Raw genomic sequence first — 17,913 nt, forward strand, 5'->3', positions numbered from 1 at the left:
ATTTGGTTATTGCTGGTAGAATGTATCTTCGTCTACCACCAAGGTGGTAAGTTCCACCGTATGTCCATCCAAATCTTTTGTATAGATAGAATGGAAATAAAAATGATCTTGAAAAGTGTATGTTAATCCTAAGGCCTTGTATCTTTCCTTTGCAAGCTCAAAATTTGTATTGGTTACATTAAACGCAAAATGATCGATGCGTATGCTCTTTCGATTTATCGCCGTCTTCTTAAGATCTAAATCTGCCGGAAACAAGGCAATTCCGGTTTTTCCAGAAAGCATAAAAATCGGATATTCACCCCATTTACTAAGCTTGTATTTTTGAAGACCTAATACGTTTTCATACCAACTGACAGCGGCTTCCATATCCGAAACGTTGATGGCAACATGGTCTAAGCATTCAAGTTTAAATTCAGCCATATGTGTTATTCTTCCTTGGGGTAGCGATCGGCAATAAGATTTAACTCCAAATCGTGCTCCAAATATGCTTTCGCTCCTGCCAGAACCCAGGAGAAGCCACCAGTGGCGTCTCGTATCTGTGCCATTATTTCGTTGGTTGTACCCCTTAATCCTGTATTCGTAATTGTTATAAAGGTTTTGTTAGCTCCCATTGACTTAAAAATCCATTCGGCAATTGCTTCTTTATCACTTCCCCATTGAATTATGATTTTTTCATTCGGAATAATCGATATCACGTAAATGGAGGCTGTATGATCGAACATTTCCCAGGTCCAATCAATGGTTTTTCCCTCTTCTAATTTTCCTGAACTTTTGGTGAACCAGAACTTGGTAGTAATTTCAGGATGTATAAAGGCATCGAAAACTTTAGCAATTGGTTTTCGGATCAACATTGCGGTTTCAGCATAATTGCCTTCGCTCTCCATTTTATTAGCATTTTCTACCGTAAAATAGAAATTAAAAAGCAATCGTAATGTTAAAAACGTCTACAAAATATCCTTAGGAAGTATTTTGCGTGTCCACGTTTTGACCCGCTTTACCTTGTCGACTTTTGAATCGGGGTTGAATGCTGAGGTAGTTTCCCAAGCGTTTTCTGGTTTGAATTCTTCTTCCATTCCGTTAAGAACAGATTTGGAAATTTGTTCTGAATGAATGATGGCCAAACACTCTGTGTTTAGGTTTGCACTTCTAGGGTCAAGATTAAAAGTACCTATGACCGTCGTTTCTCCGTCAATAACCATGCTCTTGGCATGTAGCCCAAATATCGGTTGGTATCCAATAGACGCCTGCAGTTCTCCTGTCATAATGCGTTTACGTTCAGCCGCGTCGGGTCTGAATTCAAAGATACGCACACCTGTTTTCAATAATTTGTTCCGGTCTTTTTGGTAACCACCAAAAGCTTCCAGATTGTCAGTAGAAGCTAAGCTATTGGTTAGTATACGTATTTTCACACCTCGGTCTATTGCTTCCTTGAATAGTCTTCTACTTAGTTCGGAGGTAATCAAATACGGGCTCTGAATATCAATCGATGTTTTAGCGTTCTTTACCAAGCGAATGAGTTTACTTGTAGAAATTCCGCCACCGCCAAGTCCGCTATTGCCATCATTTTTGCCTGGCTCGTCAGATGCAAATTCAACATCGTCAACCCAAACTAAAGCTCCAGATTGCTTTATCATCGGAAACACAGTAGGCAACTTTTTGATTTTCGTACGTACCTGAGGCCAAAAATTCTCCGGATTGCATGCATACTCGTGTAATTTGTCGAAACGGTTTTCAGCTGTAACGTTGTCGGGAAGTTCATTGATCAAATTAACCACATCAACACTTAAGTCACTATTCCAGAATTTTAGAAAGGAGGTGTTGACATCTTGGGTTTCTTTCCCTAGAAGCAATACATCTCGATCTCGAAAATTGTATTCATGGTCATAATCGAAATATTCATCGGCAATGTTTCTACCTCCCGTTATAACTACTTTTTCATCAACGATGAAGGTTTTATTATGCATTCGCTGGTTGGCCGAACGAAAATTAGTTACTAACTTTCCTAATTTGTTAAAAATGTTCTTTCCGAGATTAACACCAGGATTGTATACCTTAATGCTTATGTTTTCATGAGAATCCATTGTGAGAATATCTTGTATATCGGCATCGACCATGATGTCGTCAACCAATAAACGCACTTTCACTCCTCTATCGGCAGCCCGAACTAGATAATCACAGGCGATAAGACCCACATTATCCATAGAAAAAATAAAATATTGAATATCTATGGTTTGTTCGGCATATTCAGTCAGCCAAGCTCTAGTAATCATTGCACCTCCCCCGTCTTCCAATACATAGACCCCAGTTTTGGTTTCCATCAATTCGGCAATATCTTCCAACTCCTTTGACAGACTGGTTGAATCATTTCTATGAATGTCTTCGCAGAAGTTGGTTGTCAATTCTCCCGCTAAGGGATTTTTGTCTTCCTTACAGGAAGTGACCCATAATCCAAGCGCTAGGCCTAGTAGGTACAATCGAAGTTTATATTTTGTCATTGAATTGGTAATTCAGTATAAAATTACTGAACTATATCTATTTGTGAGGTCAAAGGCTGGGCTTTGTCATCAGAGCTTGAAACTTGAATGTAATGCCCGGCATTTACTTCAACTATTTGACAGGTTAAGACCATTTTGGGAATATCTTTATCTTCTGGGTTGGCTAAGTTGGCGACTGGTGTTAAGGTATAAGTACATTCGTCTACCCAATCGATTTTCAGTTTTAGTTTATAACCTAAAGCCTCATTTTCTTCAATTTGATAGTTGTGATTGCGTGCTATTTTGGTAACCCCATTTCTTAAGCTCTCCGTCTGAAAATTACCGGTTTTAACATTCGAACAATCTCCACATTGCAGATTGAAATCGGTTAGATATGCTTTGGTTATGGGTTGACCGCCGAGCGCTCTGGTCGCTTTAAGATACTTTTTAGCATTGGTGCAATCTTGACTATTCAAATATACTATTGATAACTTATATGTGGTATTAATGTACTTAGAGTCAATGGCGTAGGATGCTAAAAGCTTCTCCTTGGCCATTTTTAGACTTTTTTGAGCTTTTTTGTAATTTGAACGTACATTGGCATAATATTCTCCCAAGTAAGTTGTGGCATAATCTGTAAGAATAGGTGCACTGTCAGGCTCAATTTTTAAACCTTCGGTATATTCATTTCTGGCTTCGTCATAAGCTCCCAAGGCGGTATAAACGGCCCCATACCCCCAATAAACTCCTGAGTTTTGCGGATTGAGCAAATACGCTTGGTTGAATCGATACATGGCGGTTTTTAAATCGCCCTTATACAAATAATCAAAACCAATGCGAATCATATCGTGTGCGCCTTCAGATTTTGATTTTCCCGACCTAACAATGGAATTCACGAACCTAGTATCTGCGGCTACTTCTAACTTACTTTTTTCACTCTTGCCAAATTTGGGGAGCATACGAATATCGTTTTTGGCTTCTAACTGCCATGATTTTAGCGATGGCTGTTGAGCTTGAGCTCCAAGGTAGCAAACCAAAAAAAGCACTTTTATAAGATAACGCATAGGTTGAATTTAACCTATTTATAACGGAGCGTAGCTTTTTTTGTTGCTGTTAACCCACTTTTAACTATTCCCTCTTGGGGTTGTAAGGGTTCGCTCGATAATAGGTTTTTGGGTCAAATTTGCGATCTTCGAACTTTTCTGGGAGAATTTTAAAGTGAAGAATTCGATCTACCCTAAAGGCGCGGTAGTCCATTCTTAAGTGGCACCAAGCCATTAAGATCCATTTGTTGTCAGAATACAAGAGCATATAGGGTTCAACTTTTCTAAAGGAAGGTGCAGAGTTATCTAACTTTCGATAATTAATTTCTAAAAAATTAAAATTCGTGGCCGCTAGTTGAATTTCGGAGAGGGCATTACTGCTAATATTTTCGGACCGCTTGCCGAACACATAAATTTTTTCATTGAGCATTTCGCTTTTCTCCAGAATTGAGGAACGAAATACCGACTTAATCTTGGTAAGTGCCTCTTCAAAGTTTGCGACGAAAGAAGAGTCGTTTGACTTGCTAACCAAGTGCTGCGCTGTGATCAGGGCATTGGCCTCTTTTTCGGTGAATTGAACAGGGGCAACGGTATACCCGTCCATGAGGGTATAGCCTCTACCCTCGAGCGTAACCACAGGAACTCCCGCCTCAATGAGCTTTTGAACATCACGATAGATGGTACGTATGCTTACGTCAAACTTGTCTGACAGTTCGGTTGCTGTCAGCACACGTTTAGATTTTAGGAGCGTTAAGATTGATATAAGCCTTGCTAATTGTGTCATCTTGAACAAAGATAGCGAACCATCAAATAGTTCGCTATCTTATAGATTTTGCAAAGGTTAACTCCAAGAATGTAAGGCAACTTTATTTCCTTCAGTATCAAGTATTTGTGCCATAAATCCGTTTTCGCCAATGTCTGTTTTTGGCATTACTACGGCACCCCCGGCAGATTCCACTCGCGCTAAGGGTACACTTAAATCGTCTCCACCATTGAGATAAACAACGACACCTTGGTTGGAGGGTGTATAGCCTTCCATCTCAACAAGGCCACCACCAACACCATTATTATCTTCATCGTAAGCAAACATGCCGTATTTCATTTCAGCCATGTGAGCGTCTTTAATTGTAGTATCTAAGACTTTCATGTAAAATGATTTGGCTCTTTCAAAATTTTTAACTGGAATTTCGAACCAGCTGATTGCGTTTGTCATTGTATTTTGTTTTAAAGATTAAACTTGATACAAAGGTATTTGCTAAAATGTCAGATGATGTCAGGGGTATTTTGTTTTTCCGAGAACACTTCCTTTTTCCTACAAAAGAGTTTTTTAAAGTTAGTCTAGTTCTTACTATACTCGGCTTGTATGCGATCGATTTCATTTTTAAAGTGCATATAATCTGATTCGCCTATTCGCGTTTTAATTCTGTTAAGGAATTCTAGGAGTTTTTGATGTTCTCTTTCTGATAGTATTCCGTCATCGAGTGAGACATAGATCAAATCTTCAAAATGATTTCTGGCCTCTTTTGCGATTTCTATTTTTCGAGTTTTGTCATAAAAATGCTGATAAAAAAAAGTGGCTTCCTCATAGCTAATCTTCTTCTTAAGCGCGAGTTGATCTACACTTTCTTTAATGTCATCTATCTCGTTAGAAATAGTGTCATAGTCTTTGGCTTTGCTCTCAAATTCTTTAAAAAGGGCGTTTACCATCATAATTTGCTCAGAAATTATGCGTTCTCTCCTTTTGAATATAAAATAGCTTGACAGGGCTGAAACGATAATAAATGATAGCCCCACAATAAATTCGGTCAAGAACCCCTTTTCCTCCAAAGTTTTCAGTTGGGTGCTGAAGAAATTACTGGAGGCAAGTTTTCCATTATTCTTAACGGCATATTCAATAGGTTTTAGATCGTCACGCGTCATCTCATTTCTTGGGGCAAAACTATTCACATGCGTTACAAAGTAATTCAGCATCTCATCGAGATTATTCTCATTATAAAGCCGTCGCAGATTGCTCCATTGCCCAACCGTATAACTCTTATTGAATTTTTCCGCTATGATACGATTCGCCCTATTGAATGCATAAACAAACGGTTTTGCATTGGGTATCTGAGCAAGTGATTTTTGTTCATCTTGAAGTTGAGTTCTTAAATAGAAAATAAGTTCGGTTTCATCAGGTTCGATACTATACAATTTGCCAATTCTGCGATAGTGTTCTTCAGTAAGTAACACTTTGGCGCTCGGCATAACGTGCGCAACAGAAATCATGTGAAAGTTAGGTGGAATTACTATTGGTTTGCCACCAATTTTCATTTCCGTTTCTGGACTATAAAGCTTATACCAAATCTCTGGACCAAAGAATGTTTCCGGTTCAACTTTGTGCAAGTCATTGAAAACCAAAACAAACTTTTCTTCAGGCTTGGCTAAACAACGGTCAAAAAAATCTAGTAGTTCACCTTGTTGCCAGATACCATCTTTTTCTTCACCAATAAATCTTCGATGGTATTCCATATCGAAATTGACTGCTCCGAAAACACGTAACATGTGTGCATCGTCGGTAGCAATAAATTTGGCGAGACGATCAATAAGTGTTGAGGTGCCACTTCCATTAACACTTGAAAACACGGCGAATTTGTTGGCTACAACTTCATTTACATAATAGCCGAACTTTTTATATTCAACTGATGGCACAAAGGGTTGACCAATTCTCACTGAAATATCCTCCTGTGCTCCCGCGCGCCCGTGAACCGCTTCGAAAAGCTGTGACAATGAATCTTCGGCCATCGCTAAGGTGAGGTAAGAGTCATCTAGCTTTTTTTCCATTCTTGTCCACTCTGGGTCAATCTTATTCCGACTTCCCCAATAGACAAAGACTAGCACAGCGAGCATGATTATAAAAAGAAAACTATGTTTTTTTTTCATAATTAGTTTGTGTGAGGGATTGCTAACATCGTAATGGAATGTATTCTAAGGGAAAATAGGTATTTTTTTGAAACTTAGGGTTTGTATGTTATCCTTTTCGTTCTTTTTATTCGTGATATCCTTTTTCAACCAAGCGTTTGGAAATCCACCAATAATTGCCAGCAGGATCTATAACACCACCTTGGCGATCTTGGTAATCCATATCAGAGGGTGGAAAACTCTCCAAGGCTCCATTTTCAATGGCATGTTTATACATAGCATCAACATCGTTGACATAAAGGTAGAAAGCCGTACGCATATTTTGAAACTCACCGCGAGCCTGACTGATCATAAAACAACTATCTCCGATTTTTAAAATGCAATTGCCAATTTCATCGTTGCGACCCACAGAACGATTTATTTCTTCAGCCCAAAAGGCCTTTTTTAAAAAGTCGATCTCTACTTGCGGGTTGGCCACGAACAGGTAGGCGTTCACGTTTCGAAACCCTTCAGGAGTGTATGCATTATAAATAGATTTCATAAGTTTAGTTGCTTAGGGTTATACAGCTAATGATTGCTAATAGAAAAGCGCCTATAGCGCAGTAAGTGCGTATCCAATTTAGGGAATTCCATTTGTTTTCGAAACTATTACGTAATGTCTTTGCATCTTCCAAAGAGATGTCTTGCAAAGCGGTTTTGTCTAAAATGGTATTCATAGGTACGTTTCCCACAATGGTAATGACAATCACACCCATTAGATACAGCAAACTAGCGGCTAAAAGCATCCAAATTAGCTTTTGAGGCTGTAGTTTTAGCTGCAAAAAAGAGGCTAGTGGTAGCAATACTGCCGGACCGAATAGTGCCAGAAAAAAGGCTGGGTTCAAAATGGTTCGGTTCATTGCTTGAAAAGATTTGAGATATTCTACATCACTCAATCGACCTATACCAGTGGTAACAGCGTTTGACCAAGTAAAAAAGACACCCGCCATGATACCGGTCGATAGGGTTGCTAGAATTAAGATGATGGTTTGTGTTTTCATGCCTTTTAATTTTTAGATTTTTGCTACGGAAACAAAAGTATAGGGCAATAAGTTACCCTAATAGAACAAAACCGACAAAAGGAGTTAATAGGTTGTTTGCAGGAATTCGGAGGGTGTCTTACCCGTATACTTTTTAAAACTGCGTATGAAATGTGATTGATCAGCGAAGCCACTGTCGTAGCCAACATCTAGCAACTGCACATAATTCTCATTAGTCAGTAGTTTTAGCGAACTTTTAAACTGAATGATTTTGGCAAACTGTTTTGGGCTAAGACCTACCTGCGCATTGAACTTTCGCTCAAATGTGCGCTCGGCCAAATAGACCTGATCGCGTACTGCTTTTACTGACAGTTGCCCACCGTGTTCCAAGATCAAGCTAATTGCCTGTTGAATTTGATCATCTTTGGGTACAGAATGATGGGCGACAAGTTCTTCTGTTAATTTTGATAGAATGTCAACCCAGTCTTCTAAGGCTTCTGTAGCTCGCAATTTTTCAGCATAAGCTTCTATGTTGATTTGTTCAAGTTGAAAGAGATTATAGCAATCATCGTTCAATTCTTTCGGGTTTACATCCAATAGATACTGGGAGGCAAAAGGGTAGAGCTGTAAGACCACAAATTTGAATGGTCCCGATATGTCAAGCGAAACAGGGTCTAAGGTTTGCCCATATAAAAACAATTCTGATAGTCTCTTATTGCTTGGAAGCAAATAACACCCATTCTTAGCTGTATAATACATAATTCCCGGATAGCCATCGGCATACAGCGGAATATTGGTATGTGCATTTAGCTCGGTCGTTTCCATAACCATAATCGAATTTACATATGGCCTAAGGTTCTCTGGAGGCATGAATTGCACTTCTCGCATACCTAAAAATACGATTTCTAACTTTTCTTCGCTCACAATTAGCTCAAAAAACACCGATTAAAAACCACTTCAGTCGATAAGGTGTCTTCGCTTCTGAATTCACTTGTCGAGCAATTGCTACACTTTATCTTAATTTTTGTCAGGCACCGAAAAATAAGGCACTTTGGCGATTGAAATCGAACTAAAACCTCAATCTGCGGTTATTTTGATGTAACCCCAATGATTAAAATACCTACTTATGAAGTCTATAATTACACTTCTTTTTATCCTTTTCTGTGGCGTAACTGCCTTTGCAAATACCAACGACCACGGCGTAGCATTGAACCCTCAAATCGAAAGTTATGTTCAAATTCAATTTTCTCAAATGGGCGATCTTTTGGATAATGGCATTGTTGTTGCTACAGAGTATAATGAAGTTAAAACAGCAAATGAAACAGAAGTTGCTCGTTTATACAAATTCAAAAACTCTAGAATCAAAAAAGCCCTAGCTTTTAAAACGAAAAGAAACAAAGCCAAAATGGCATAAGACTTAAACCCAATAAATTATATACCATGATCGTACTAGTATCTCTAATTCCTGCTGTAGTTCTTACTACAATGCTTTTAAGAGTTAAAAAACAAACGAAAGAATTGAAGCCTGTAAAAGTACGGGTTCAAGATAGCAGAAGACCCTTTTAGTCTTCAAGAAAAAAGTTCCCCCTCTCTAGCCGTAACATTAGGGTACGGCTAGGGATTTTTGTCACCTATTGACACCATACTAACTAGTTCAGCACCAAGCGATTCCCTACGGGGAGGCTTGGTGCTTTTTTAATGCCCGCTTATAGCGGTTTTATGAATTGCTCATAAATTCTAAAATTATAGCGCTTATTTGCTCTGGAGCGTCTTCTTGTAAAAAATGCCCGCAATTTGGAATTATCCGAACATTCGATTGGGGTAAGTTCTTTTTAACTTTTATCATAGTTCGATCTACTCTCGGTAAAATCTTATCATGTTCTCCATAAATAATTTGAATTCGCCCTTTGTATAAATGCAGTTTTCTCTCAATTTCGGAAAACCCTTTCAGGCTTAATCTTTGTACGCTTTTCAAAAGCACCTTTCTTGAATTTTTATCAGAGAAGGGCTGTTGATAATTTCGTATGACCTCTGCTGTTAATTTGCTCTTATCAAATACTCCTATTTGCAACGCTTTTTTAATACCGTTTGAACTTGTCAACCAATTTTTTATGCCCGGAACAACGGTAGCTAACCCAAATAATTTTACCGCCCATGAGAATTTTGGATATACCAGGGTATTGAACAAAATTAATCGGTTTACTTTTTCCATATGTTGAACCATCCAATACAAACCGATTGGCCCACCCACATCATGCACACCTAGAGAGATACTATCAATGTCTAAATTTTTTAAAAAGCCCGATATGACGCGGTTATAGTATCTAAAACTAAACGAATCTTCAATTCTTTTGTCCGATTTGCCATATCCTGGCAAATCTATGGCGATCACCTGATAGCTTGCTGAAACCTCGTCAATGATATTTCTCCATAAGTAGGAAGAGGTCGGAAACCCATGAATAAGTAAAATTGGTTCTCCGACCCCTGCTACCAAGTAATGAATTCTTACATCATCTACAACAGTATATTTGCTCCCTATTTTTTGGTTCATTTCTTTTTAATTGTTGCGGCCTAGAAATACGAACAACAAAGACTAATACGACGATTTTATTCTTTGATTCCGGGCTGTAACAGCTTATAGTCTGTTTTGGCCTTCTCAGCCGCGACCATATCTTTTACCTCTTGCAACAATGCTTTTGCGTCATAAATAATACCATCTTTAATGGTATACTTTATACCTCCTTCACGTATAACTTTATTGTCTTGCGTTAGTTTTATTGCACCTGTACCATACAATACCTTTAAATTGGCCAAAGGGTTGGCGTCGACAACTACAAAATCTGCTAGTTTACCAATGGCTACCGAACCGATTTTCTGATCCATGCCTAAGGCTTCAGCACCGTTTAAGGTGGCGGAGCGAATCACTTCTAAGGGATGGAATCCTGCTTCGCGAAGTAGTTCCAATTCGCGAATAAAAGCAAACCCATACAATTGAAATATGAATCCAGAATCGGAGCCAGCGGTGACGCGACCTCCTCGATTTTTATATTCGTTGATAAAAGTCATCCAAAGTTGAAAATTCTCCCTCCAAGCTACTTCCTGCTCTGTACCCCAATCGTGCCAATAGCTTCCGTGAGAAATCTTGCTGGGCTGGTAAAAATCCCAAAGGGAAGGTAAGGTGTAATCTTCATGCCATTCGGCACGTCTTGCACGCTGTAAATCACGGCTCGCTTCATAAATGTTAAATGTGGGGTCTAGGGTAAAGTCAAGGTCAAGTAATTCTGTCATTACATTTTCCCAATGCTCTGAATAGGGCTTTGCAGCCTGTGCCCAAAGTTTTCCAGCGTTTTCAAAACGGTGTTGTTCATTCTGGTAATTGTAATCTAAGGGATAATCTTGTACTGTGCGACTGTCAAATAGCGCTTCTGGGAGCCCGTACCAATGCTCCATGGAAGTTAATCCTGCTCTGGCGGAGTGCAATACATTCCATCTTGCAACACTTAATTGGGCATGGTGACATGCCGAGCCGAGCCCCAGTTTTTTATTTTCATCTAAGGCAGCGGCCATGATTTCTGGTTCCGCACCAAAGAATTTAATACCATCAGCACCTTCCTTTGCATTTGCCCGCACCCAGGCTCTGGCTTGCTCTGGGCTAGATATCGGAATATCATTCAGAGGGTTAAACCCTGCACTTGTTTGGCCAAACCGCGTGTAGCTAAAGATTCGTGGAGCAACGATCTCGTTCTTAGCACTTTTGCGTTTCAGATCTAGAGACCAATCGGGACCTCTTCCTCCAACCTCTCTTGCGGTGGTTACCCCATGTGCCATCCAAAGTTTAAATACATAATCGGGCTCTGCGCCTTGAGATGTGCCACCAATGTGGGTGTGCATATCAATAAAACCCGGCATCAGGTACATGCCATCACAATCTAATTCCTTACCGCCAGCCTTTAGTTTGGGTCTTTTCGACTCGTCAATAGGTACCCCATCATACCCTACTACCTGAATCTTTTTAATTATATTTTTTTCAACCACAATATCAATTGGCCCTTGTGGAGGTGCTCCATTGCCATTGACGAGCATAACGCCTCGAATAATGAGTTGTGAATGAGGACCATCTCCTTGTGCAGTTTGTGAGAAGCTGCTTAGACTCCAGAAGAGGGTGAAAAGTAGGAATAAACTTGTTTTTGTTTTCATTTCAAATGGTTTTATTGTTATTCCTTTGATCTGGAAAGCGATCGTAAGGGAATCTTTTTAGGTATCGATTAGTTCTGTTTAGTCGTTTGCATCTTTTATTTGATAGTGGCAGGGGTTTTCAAACCCTCCGGCTTCCCAACTGGTGTACTCATCTTCCCGCGAATGAATAGAGGAGCTCCTATTTTCCTACTTTTCACCTTTTAATAGCTTTTATATGCAGAAAACTGGGAAACTTATTGAGTTCTTTAAAATGTCTTCGGTCGTATTTTTCAAATTCCGCTACCGGTTTAGGCTCGATAAGCTGGTCAATATAGAAACCATTGTTGGTGATTGGTTGTATACATTCCATCAAAGGTCTTCGGTAGCTATGCATCTTGATTCGTTTTCCGAATCCGCTCCAAGTAGCCTTTACGGCTTCGACTTCAAAGTACTTTTTAGACTTGAAGTATAAATACTCGAAAAAAGGATGTTCAATGGAGACTACTAAAGCTCCCTTTGGTTTCAGTACTCTGCAAAACTCTTTCATAGCTGGTTTCCAATCCTCTAAATAGTGCAGGGCCAAGGCGCAAACCACGATGTCGAAAGATTCATTTTTGAGTGTTGCCATTGGTTCTGTCAAATCATGCACAAAGAATTTACCCGTGTACTTGTTTCTTTCTTTGGCCAATTGCACCATTCGGGGGCTGATATCGAACCCCGTAACAGATGCCCCTTCTTTTAAAAAGATCTCTGCATATTTTCCAGGTCCACAGGCGGCATCTAAAATTGTCATTCCGCTTACCTCACCAATCAACTTTAATGTGTTCGGCCGATCGTAGTACGCATTGTGCGGTTTATGTTCGATAAGTGCATCATAGCTTTCCGCTAAATCTTCATAAGTAGCTCTAATTTTTTCTTTCATGCATTTAATCTCTCGCTGGAATATTGATTTTATCTCCCAAAAACAAAGCGTTTAAGAAAAGACGGTTGGTGCCGTACCAACTGCCTCTAAAATTGGGATTGTCTGCGAACAAAACTACCCTACCACTTCCTAATTTACTAACCACTAGCGATGCCGAGGGTTTTAGGTACTCCTCCATATTCTTTTTGGTAATGAAGCCGTCAATATGAGGGTTTTTGGCATACTTTGCTACCGTTGCATACTCGTTTTTACTCGGTGCTAACCAAACCGTATTATTCTTATAAACCGGAATAGAACGGTCATGGTAGCCAAAAGCCAATGGATGTGTGATGTCTAAATCTGCTTTGAGGATTACTCCGCCAACACTTTCCTTGCCTAAATTTTCACCAGCATCGACATAGGGCTTTCTACCGACTACTATGGTCGAATCTTTTTTCAGAGAATCTCTTTCTACATTCGTTAGTTTTTCCTTGACCCATTTTTTATCTATTACCCATTTGGTAGCCGTTCCAATAGTAATCAAAGTATTTCCTTTACGTACCCATGCCTTGATTTTTTCTTGTTGCTTTTTGGTTAAATTATAGCGACCAGAAACCATGACCAACGTAGTATACTTGTCAAAATTGGTTCGGTTGAAATTGCGCAACGGTATCTTACTAATAGGCATATTCATTCGAGTATCGAGCAAATGCCAAACTTCACCAGCCTCATATGAACGTGTTCCATCTCCGATGAGCATGGCAGCTTTAACCTTTTTAACTGGCTGTATATAGCGACTGCCTAAGTCAATTCCTTTTAAACTGTATCCAGAGTTCACGGCATAGGTGGGCACTTCATATTTCTTTTGCGCCTTTTGTACCAAATCATACACTACTTGTGCATTTTTCTTTTGAAGCGAAACAGGAAGTACCAGTGACCCGTAGTTGAACGATTTTGAATTGGCCCCTACCTTTACTGTGAAAGGTTTAAATGCAGAGGAAACTACCAATCCGTTATTTTGCAGGTAATTCAAGGCTGCAGGTGCATTGTAATCATCCCAATCAATGACATAGGCATAATCAGATTTTTGTACTCCAACTACAGTCACAAGATCGTCTGTACTTTCTATTTTCTCTTCCATGTTAAGGTTGGTGACAGCCCTGTATTTCATATTGTAGAAATTTGCCACAGACCATGCAGAGGCATCATAATATACACTATCGCGATACTTTGAATAGGTTTCGAACATGGTTTGTACCATTCGATATTGGGGTTGTCTGGTAGGAACTACATAGCGATTTCCTGATGTAAACACATCGATGTCATGTACCAAAAGTTTATCTATAAATGCCTTGGTTCGGTTTTGGTCGTAATCATCTCCGAACGAATATCCGCGTATTTTTTTCTTGGCAGCGTTGGTCAGTGCACTTTTAAAGAAATCCTGCTGATACTTGTACATATAAGCCTTGTTTGCTACTGCCGTTTTAACCGTTGTGATACTGGAGGTATATTGATTGCGAATGGTAAAAGGGAAGGTGATTTTTCCAAAAGCGGTTTTTTGTTCATGTCCGCGAGAACTCGCTTGTTCAAACAATAAGGCCAAAGCCCCATGCAAGTCAGGATATGAAGATCCATAACCAGGGTAGGTACCATCAAATACCTCTTTGGTAAAATAAAAAGAACCGATACTGTCTAAAGCTTTTGCAAATTCAGCCCCGAACATATTGTTTAGGTCTTCATAGTTTTCTTTTGGCATGATAGGGTCAAAGGAAGCGTTGGTCTTCATGGGTTCAAAGAAGTAGCTGGCTTGGGTTCCCATTTCATGAAAATCGGTTACCACATTGGGTAGCCATTCATGAAACCATTTGAGTTTACCTCTACTTTCGGGGTTTATGGCCAACAGCCAATCGCGATTTAAATCGAACCAGTAATGATTGGTTCTTCCCCCAGGCCAGTATTCATTGTGTTCCGCATCTTGCGGATCTGTCACATTGGGGGTGCCTTGATACATATTTGCCCATTGGGTATGCCGGTCACGCCCGTCTGGGTTAATGGTCGGATCAATCATTACCACAGCATCGTTCATATACTTTAATATCTCAGGGCTATTCGAGGCAGCAAAGGTATATGCACTTAACAAAGCAGCTTCAGAACTAGATGGCTCATTACCATGTACGTTATAGGCGAGGTTGATGAAAATAGGAACATCCCCATAATTTGAAACGTTTTTGGAGGGGTCTGTAAAAGCAAGATGTTGTTGTTTTAAATCATCTAAATTGGACAAGTTCTCAGGACTCGTAATCGTAAGAATAACTAATTTTCGACCTTCATGTGTTTTCCCATATTGGTATATAGATGCGCGATCAGAGGTTTCTGCCAGTTTCGTTAAATAGGCCACAATCAAATCGTGTCGTGTATGGTGCTCTCCGATACCGTATCCTAAAAATTCTTGGGGCGATGGAACTGCCTCATTAAAGGGATGGAATTTCTTGTAAAAATAATCTTGTGCTTGTACTGTGGTGCCAAAACAAAGCACCAAGAGGAGTAATCTATATAGCATTAGAACGAATTTAAATTAGTCGTACTAAATATAGGTATAAAACTAAGAAATACGGGACCCTTTGTTTTTGGGTTTTAGGCAGGTTGTGCCATAGGCGGAATCTGCTGTTTAATTTCCTTAAACTTTACAATGTAATGTGTGCCTTTACGAGTGATATCACGAACAATGGAACCCCGTAACTGCCGAGCCAAATTATGAATCAATTTAAGTCCCAACGATTGCGTGGTTTTATGATTGATGGTTTCAGAATAACCAACTCCAGTATCCCCAATATTCAATAAATACTCATCATATTCACCCTTGCGTAATTTGATAAAAATATGCCCCTGAGTGTCATCAACAATTCCATATTTCAACGCATTGGTTACTGCTTCGTTTATCAATAAGCCCAGTGGAATAGCAGTATCTATATTCAGTTTCACATCTGGAATATCTATGTCCAAGGTTATATTACTACTCGTACCTTTGATAGAACGTACCAAATATTCTGCCAGCTCCTGTACGTAAGATTTGTATCCAATCTTTGAAATATCCTCACGCATATATAACATTTCATGAACCATGGCCATAGAAATGACCCTGTTCTGACTACTTTTTAAAAGACTTTTGGTGTCCTTGTCCGAAACATTTCGAGATTGTAAGCTTAGTAAGCTAGACACGGTTTGTAAATTGTTTTTTACCCTATGGTGAACCTCTTTAAGTAAAGTTTCTTTTTCATTGATTTTACGTTCCAATTCATCTTTGGTTTTATACAAATTGTGGTGTGCACTCAGTAAATTTTTTCCAAATACCCCACCCAACAAATAGACCGAAAATAGCACGCTAAGAAGCGCAAAGATGTTTTTTGATTTTTCGGGAACTACATTTGTTGCAAAGCTGAAGTCAGCTATGCTTTGCGAGTAGATAAGAACAATGATCAACAGGCATAAGTTGAGATAGAGCGAACCGTAAGATTTGGTCGTGACATAACCCGCAATAACAATTATTGCAAGCACAAAAATAAACGGACTGTTGATACCCCCACTATATAAGGTTATTACACTAGCTCCGGTTAGGGTCATTACAGACACAATATTATAGGTAGTGGTTAGGTTTTTATGATAATAGTACAGAATGGTATTCATGAGATTTAGAATACCAAAGCTTAAAAACACAAAGGGAATTACTTCGGTTATATCTAAAAGAAAAAGACAAACACAAGCGAATACAATCGAAAAAGCGGAGGTGAAATAATTTACTTTGAGAACCAACCGTGCCTTATTCTTTAGCCGTTCTTCAAGTTTTCGATTCTTTTCCATGGTCCCGTGTTTAATGGTTGGTTTTAGAAATTGAGGCAATCTAAAATTAGCAAAGCAATTTTTTTGTAAAGCTAAATATGTTTTGGATTATATTCCAATTTATAGCTTTTTATTTAAAGAACTATAATTTAGCTGAGCTATACGACGAAATTTATAGACTTCTTCAGTTCGATTCAGATGCTCACTACAGAAGTTAGGAATACGTATGTTAAGGATCGAACCCTAGTCTAGGCTACAGGACTTAGGGTTTGTTGTATATCTTTAAATTTGATAATGTAAGTCGTGCCAATTTTTGAATCGTCTTTTAACACAGATCCTTGAAGTTGTCTCGCTAAGTTGTGAATTAATTTAAGACCTAGAGATTTTGTTGTTTTCGAATGAGTTACCTCAGAGAACCCTATACCATTATCACTAATTGTTAGTATATAATTGTTCTCACCTTCTGCTTCTTTTTGAAGACCGATTTCAATAAGACCCTCATTTTTGTCCTCAAAGCCGTATTTCAAGGAATTGGTTATGGCCTCGTTTATCAACAGACCCAAAGGAATGGCCGTATCAATACCTAGCTTTATATCAGGAATGTCAATATGTAAATCTATTTTAGGACTAGAACCAACCACAGATTTAATAAGAAAGGCGGTGAGTTCTTGAACATAGGGTTTGAATTCAATTTTAGAAAGATTATCATTTGTATACAGCATTTCATGAATGATAGCCATTGAAATAACGCGATTTTGACTGCTCTTGATGATTTTTTTAATTTGCTCGTTGGTAGTGTTTCTACCTTGCATACTCAGTAAACTAGAAACTGTTTGGAGGTTGTTTTTTACCCGATGGTGTATTTCTTTTAGCAGAATTTCTTTTTCGAGGATTTGTGCCTCGATTTCTGTTTTAGACTTGTACAAACGATGATGAGTCTTTAGTAAGTTTTTTCCAAAAATGACACCCAGTAGGTAGACAGAAAATAAAGCGCATAACAGCGCAAAAATATCTCGTGACGGTTGGGGAATTTCATTGGTAAAAGAAAAGAAAGCGCTATCGAACTTTCCTAAGGTATAAATAATGCAGACTATGCTTAAAATAGTATACAAATAGATTTTTCCAAAAAGACGCGTTACAACGTATCCCCCAAGAACAATAAGCGCCAATACAAAAAGAAAAGGACTGTTGATTCCGCCACTGTATAGCACTATTATGATGGTGCTAATCACCGAAAGTAGTGAGGTTGCCACAGCCATTACAATTAAACTGCGGTGACGTTTAAAAGCAGCTATGTTTAAAAAATTTAAAATAGCATAGGTGAAAAATGCGTACGGTACAATGTTTTTTGCTTGAAGTAAATACAAACAGGCTATACCGAATGCTAGACTCATAAACGATGAGGTATAGTTGAATTTTAGTAACAATTTGGTCTTGTCGCTAAGTCTACTCAGATTTTTAGTCGAATTTTGCATTACCAATCTTTTAGAAAGCAGGTGAACGCCAAGTGATTAGGGCTAGAAGGGGGACGCGTAATCTAAAATTACCTTTAATTGGGTAATAGC

The 17,913-nt window shown here is 38.9% G+C and carries 17 protein-coding genes; 1 reads left to right on the forward strand and 16 read right to left on the reverse strand.

Features of this window, described 5'->3' with window-relative positions; genetic code table 11:
* Positions 1 to 6: 6 nt before the first annotated feature.
* The 10 genes from ABJN95_RS19965 to ABJN95_RS20010 all read right to left on the reverse strand — a co-directional run bounded on the left by ABJN95_RS19965 (position 7) and on the right by ABJN95_RS20010 (position 8,358).
* Positions 7 to 420, reverse strand: a complete 414-nt coding sequence (locus ABJN95_RS19965) for a VOC family protein (RefSeq protein WP_348373102.1) — start codon at positions 418 to 420, stop codon at positions 7 to 9.
* A gap of 5 nt (positions 421 to 425) precedes the next feature.
* Entirely contained in the window at positions 426 to 884 is a 459-nt protein-coding gene (locus ABJN95_RS19970) for an SRPBCC family protein (RefSeq protein ID WP_348373103.1), read from the reverse strand.
* A 60-nt stretch (positions 885 to 944) separates the two neighbouring features.
* Positions 945 to 2,495: a phospholipase D family protein gene (locus tag ABJN95_RS19975; RefSeq protein WP_348373104.1), complete on the reverse strand. Its 1,551-nt coding sequence runs from the start codon at positions 2,493 to 2,495 to the stop codon at positions 945 to 947.
* 23 nt (positions 2,496 to 2,518) lie between these two features.
* The gene (locus ABJN95_RS19980; protein WP_348373106.1) at positions 2,519 to 3,538 is read right to left on the reverse strand and encodes a tetratricopeptide repeat protein; all 1,020 of its coding nucleotides are present in this window, start codon (positions 3,536 to 3,538) and stop codon (positions 2,519 to 2,521) included.
* Positions 3,539 to 3,602: 64 nt separating this feature from the next.
* Entirely contained in the window at positions 3,603 to 4,247 is a 645-nt protein-coding gene (locus tag ABJN95_RS19985; RefSeq protein WP_348373107.1) for a WYL domain-containing protein, read from the reverse strand.
* Between the two features lie 111 nt (positions 4,248 to 4,358).
* Positions 4,359 to 4,730: a VOC family protein gene (locus tag ABJN95_RS19990; RefSeq protein WP_348373108.1), complete on the reverse strand. Its 372-nt coding sequence runs from the start codon at positions 4,728 to 4,730 to the stop codon at positions 4,359 to 4,361.
* Between the two features lie 125 nt (positions 4,731 to 4,855).
* Positions 4,856 to 6,436 (reverse strand): hypothetical protein, encoded by a 1,581-nt coding sequence (locus ABJN95_RS19995; RefSeq protein ID WP_348373110.1) that lies wholly within the window; start codon positions 6,434 to 6,436, stop codon positions 4,856 to 4,858.
* 106 nt (positions 6,437 to 6,542) lie between these two features.
* Positions 6,543 to 6,956, reverse strand: coding sequence for a hypothetical protein (locus ABJN95_RS20000; RefSeq protein ID WP_348373111.1), 414 nt, complete (start codon positions 6,954 to 6,956; stop codon positions 6,543 to 6,545).
* 4 nt (positions 6,957 to 6,960) lie between these two features.
* A complete protein-coding gene (locus tag ABJN95_RS20005; RefSeq protein WP_348373113.1) occupies positions 6,961 to 7,455 on the reverse strand; it encodes an anthrone oxygenase family protein in 495 nt (164 codons plus the stop codon).
* 84 nt (positions 7,456 to 7,539) lie between these two features.
* Positions 7,540 to 8,358 carry an AraC family transcriptional regulator gene (locus tag ABJN95_RS20010; RefSeq protein ID WP_348373115.1) on the reverse strand — a complete coding sequence of 273 codons (819 nt, stop codon included), beginning with the start codon at positions 8,356 to 8,358 and terminating at the stop codon, positions 7,540 to 7,542.
* A 202-nt stretch (positions 8,359 to 8,560) separates the two neighbouring features.
* Here ABJN95_RS20010 and ABJN95_RS20015 point away from each other — a divergent pair, with 202 nt between their 5' ends.
* Entirely contained in the window at positions 8,561 to 8,848 is a 288-nt protein-coding gene (locus ABJN95_RS20015; protein WP_348373117.1) for a hypothetical protein, read from the forward strand.
* Between the two features lie 303 nt (positions 8,849 to 9,151).
* Here ABJN95_RS20015 and ABJN95_RS20020 read toward each other — a convergent pair whose 3' ends face one another.
* The 6 genes from ABJN95_RS20020 to ABJN95_RS20045 all read right to left on the reverse strand — a co-directional run bounded on the left by ABJN95_RS20020 (position 9,152) and on the right by ABJN95_RS20045 (position 17,823).
* Positions 9,152 to 9,985, reverse strand: a complete 834-nt coding sequence (locus ABJN95_RS20020) for an alpha/beta fold hydrolase (RefSeq protein ID WP_348373118.1) — start codon at positions 9,983 to 9,985, stop codon at positions 9,152 to 9,154.
* A 56-nt stretch (positions 9,986 to 10,041) separates the two neighbouring features.
* Positions 10,042 to 11,631 (reverse strand): amidohydrolase family protein, encoded by a 1,590-nt coding sequence (locus ABJN95_RS20025; RefSeq protein ID WP_348373120.1) that lies wholly within the window; start codon positions 11,629 to 11,631, stop codon positions 10,042 to 10,044.
* A 193-nt stretch (positions 11,632 to 11,824) separates the two neighbouring features.
* A complete protein-coding gene (locus ABJN95_RS20030) occupies positions 11,825 to 12,532 on the reverse strand; it encodes a class I SAM-dependent methyltransferase (protein ID WP_348373122.1) in 708 nt (235 codons plus the stop codon).
* Between the two features lie 4 nt (positions 12,533 to 12,536).
* Complete coding sequence (locus tag ABJN95_RS20035) at positions 12,537 to 15,071, reverse strand: M14 family metallopeptidase (RefSeq protein ID WP_348373124.1); 2,535 nt, start codon at positions 15,069 to 15,071, stop codon at positions 12,537 to 12,539.
* 74 nt (positions 15,072 to 15,145) lie between these two features.
* Complete coding sequence (locus ABJN95_RS20040; RefSeq protein ID WP_348373125.1) at positions 15,146 to 16,369, reverse strand: histidine kinase dimerization/phosphoacceptor domain -containing protein; 1,224 nt, start codon at positions 16,367 to 16,369, stop codon at positions 15,146 to 15,148.
* Positions 16,370 to 16,596: 227 nt separating this feature from the next.
* On the reverse strand, positions 16,597 to 17,823 hold the full coding sequence (locus ABJN95_RS20045) for a sensor histidine kinase (RefSeq protein ID WP_348373127.1): 1,227 nt from the start codon (positions 17,821 to 17,823) through the stop codon (positions 16,597 to 16,599).
* Positions 17,824 to 17,913: the final 90 nt, after the last annotated feature.

This window comes from Maribacter sp., assembly GCF_039974175.1.
Lineage (GTDB): Bacteria > Bacteroidota > Bacteroidia > Flavobacteriales > Flavobacteriaceae > Maribacter_C.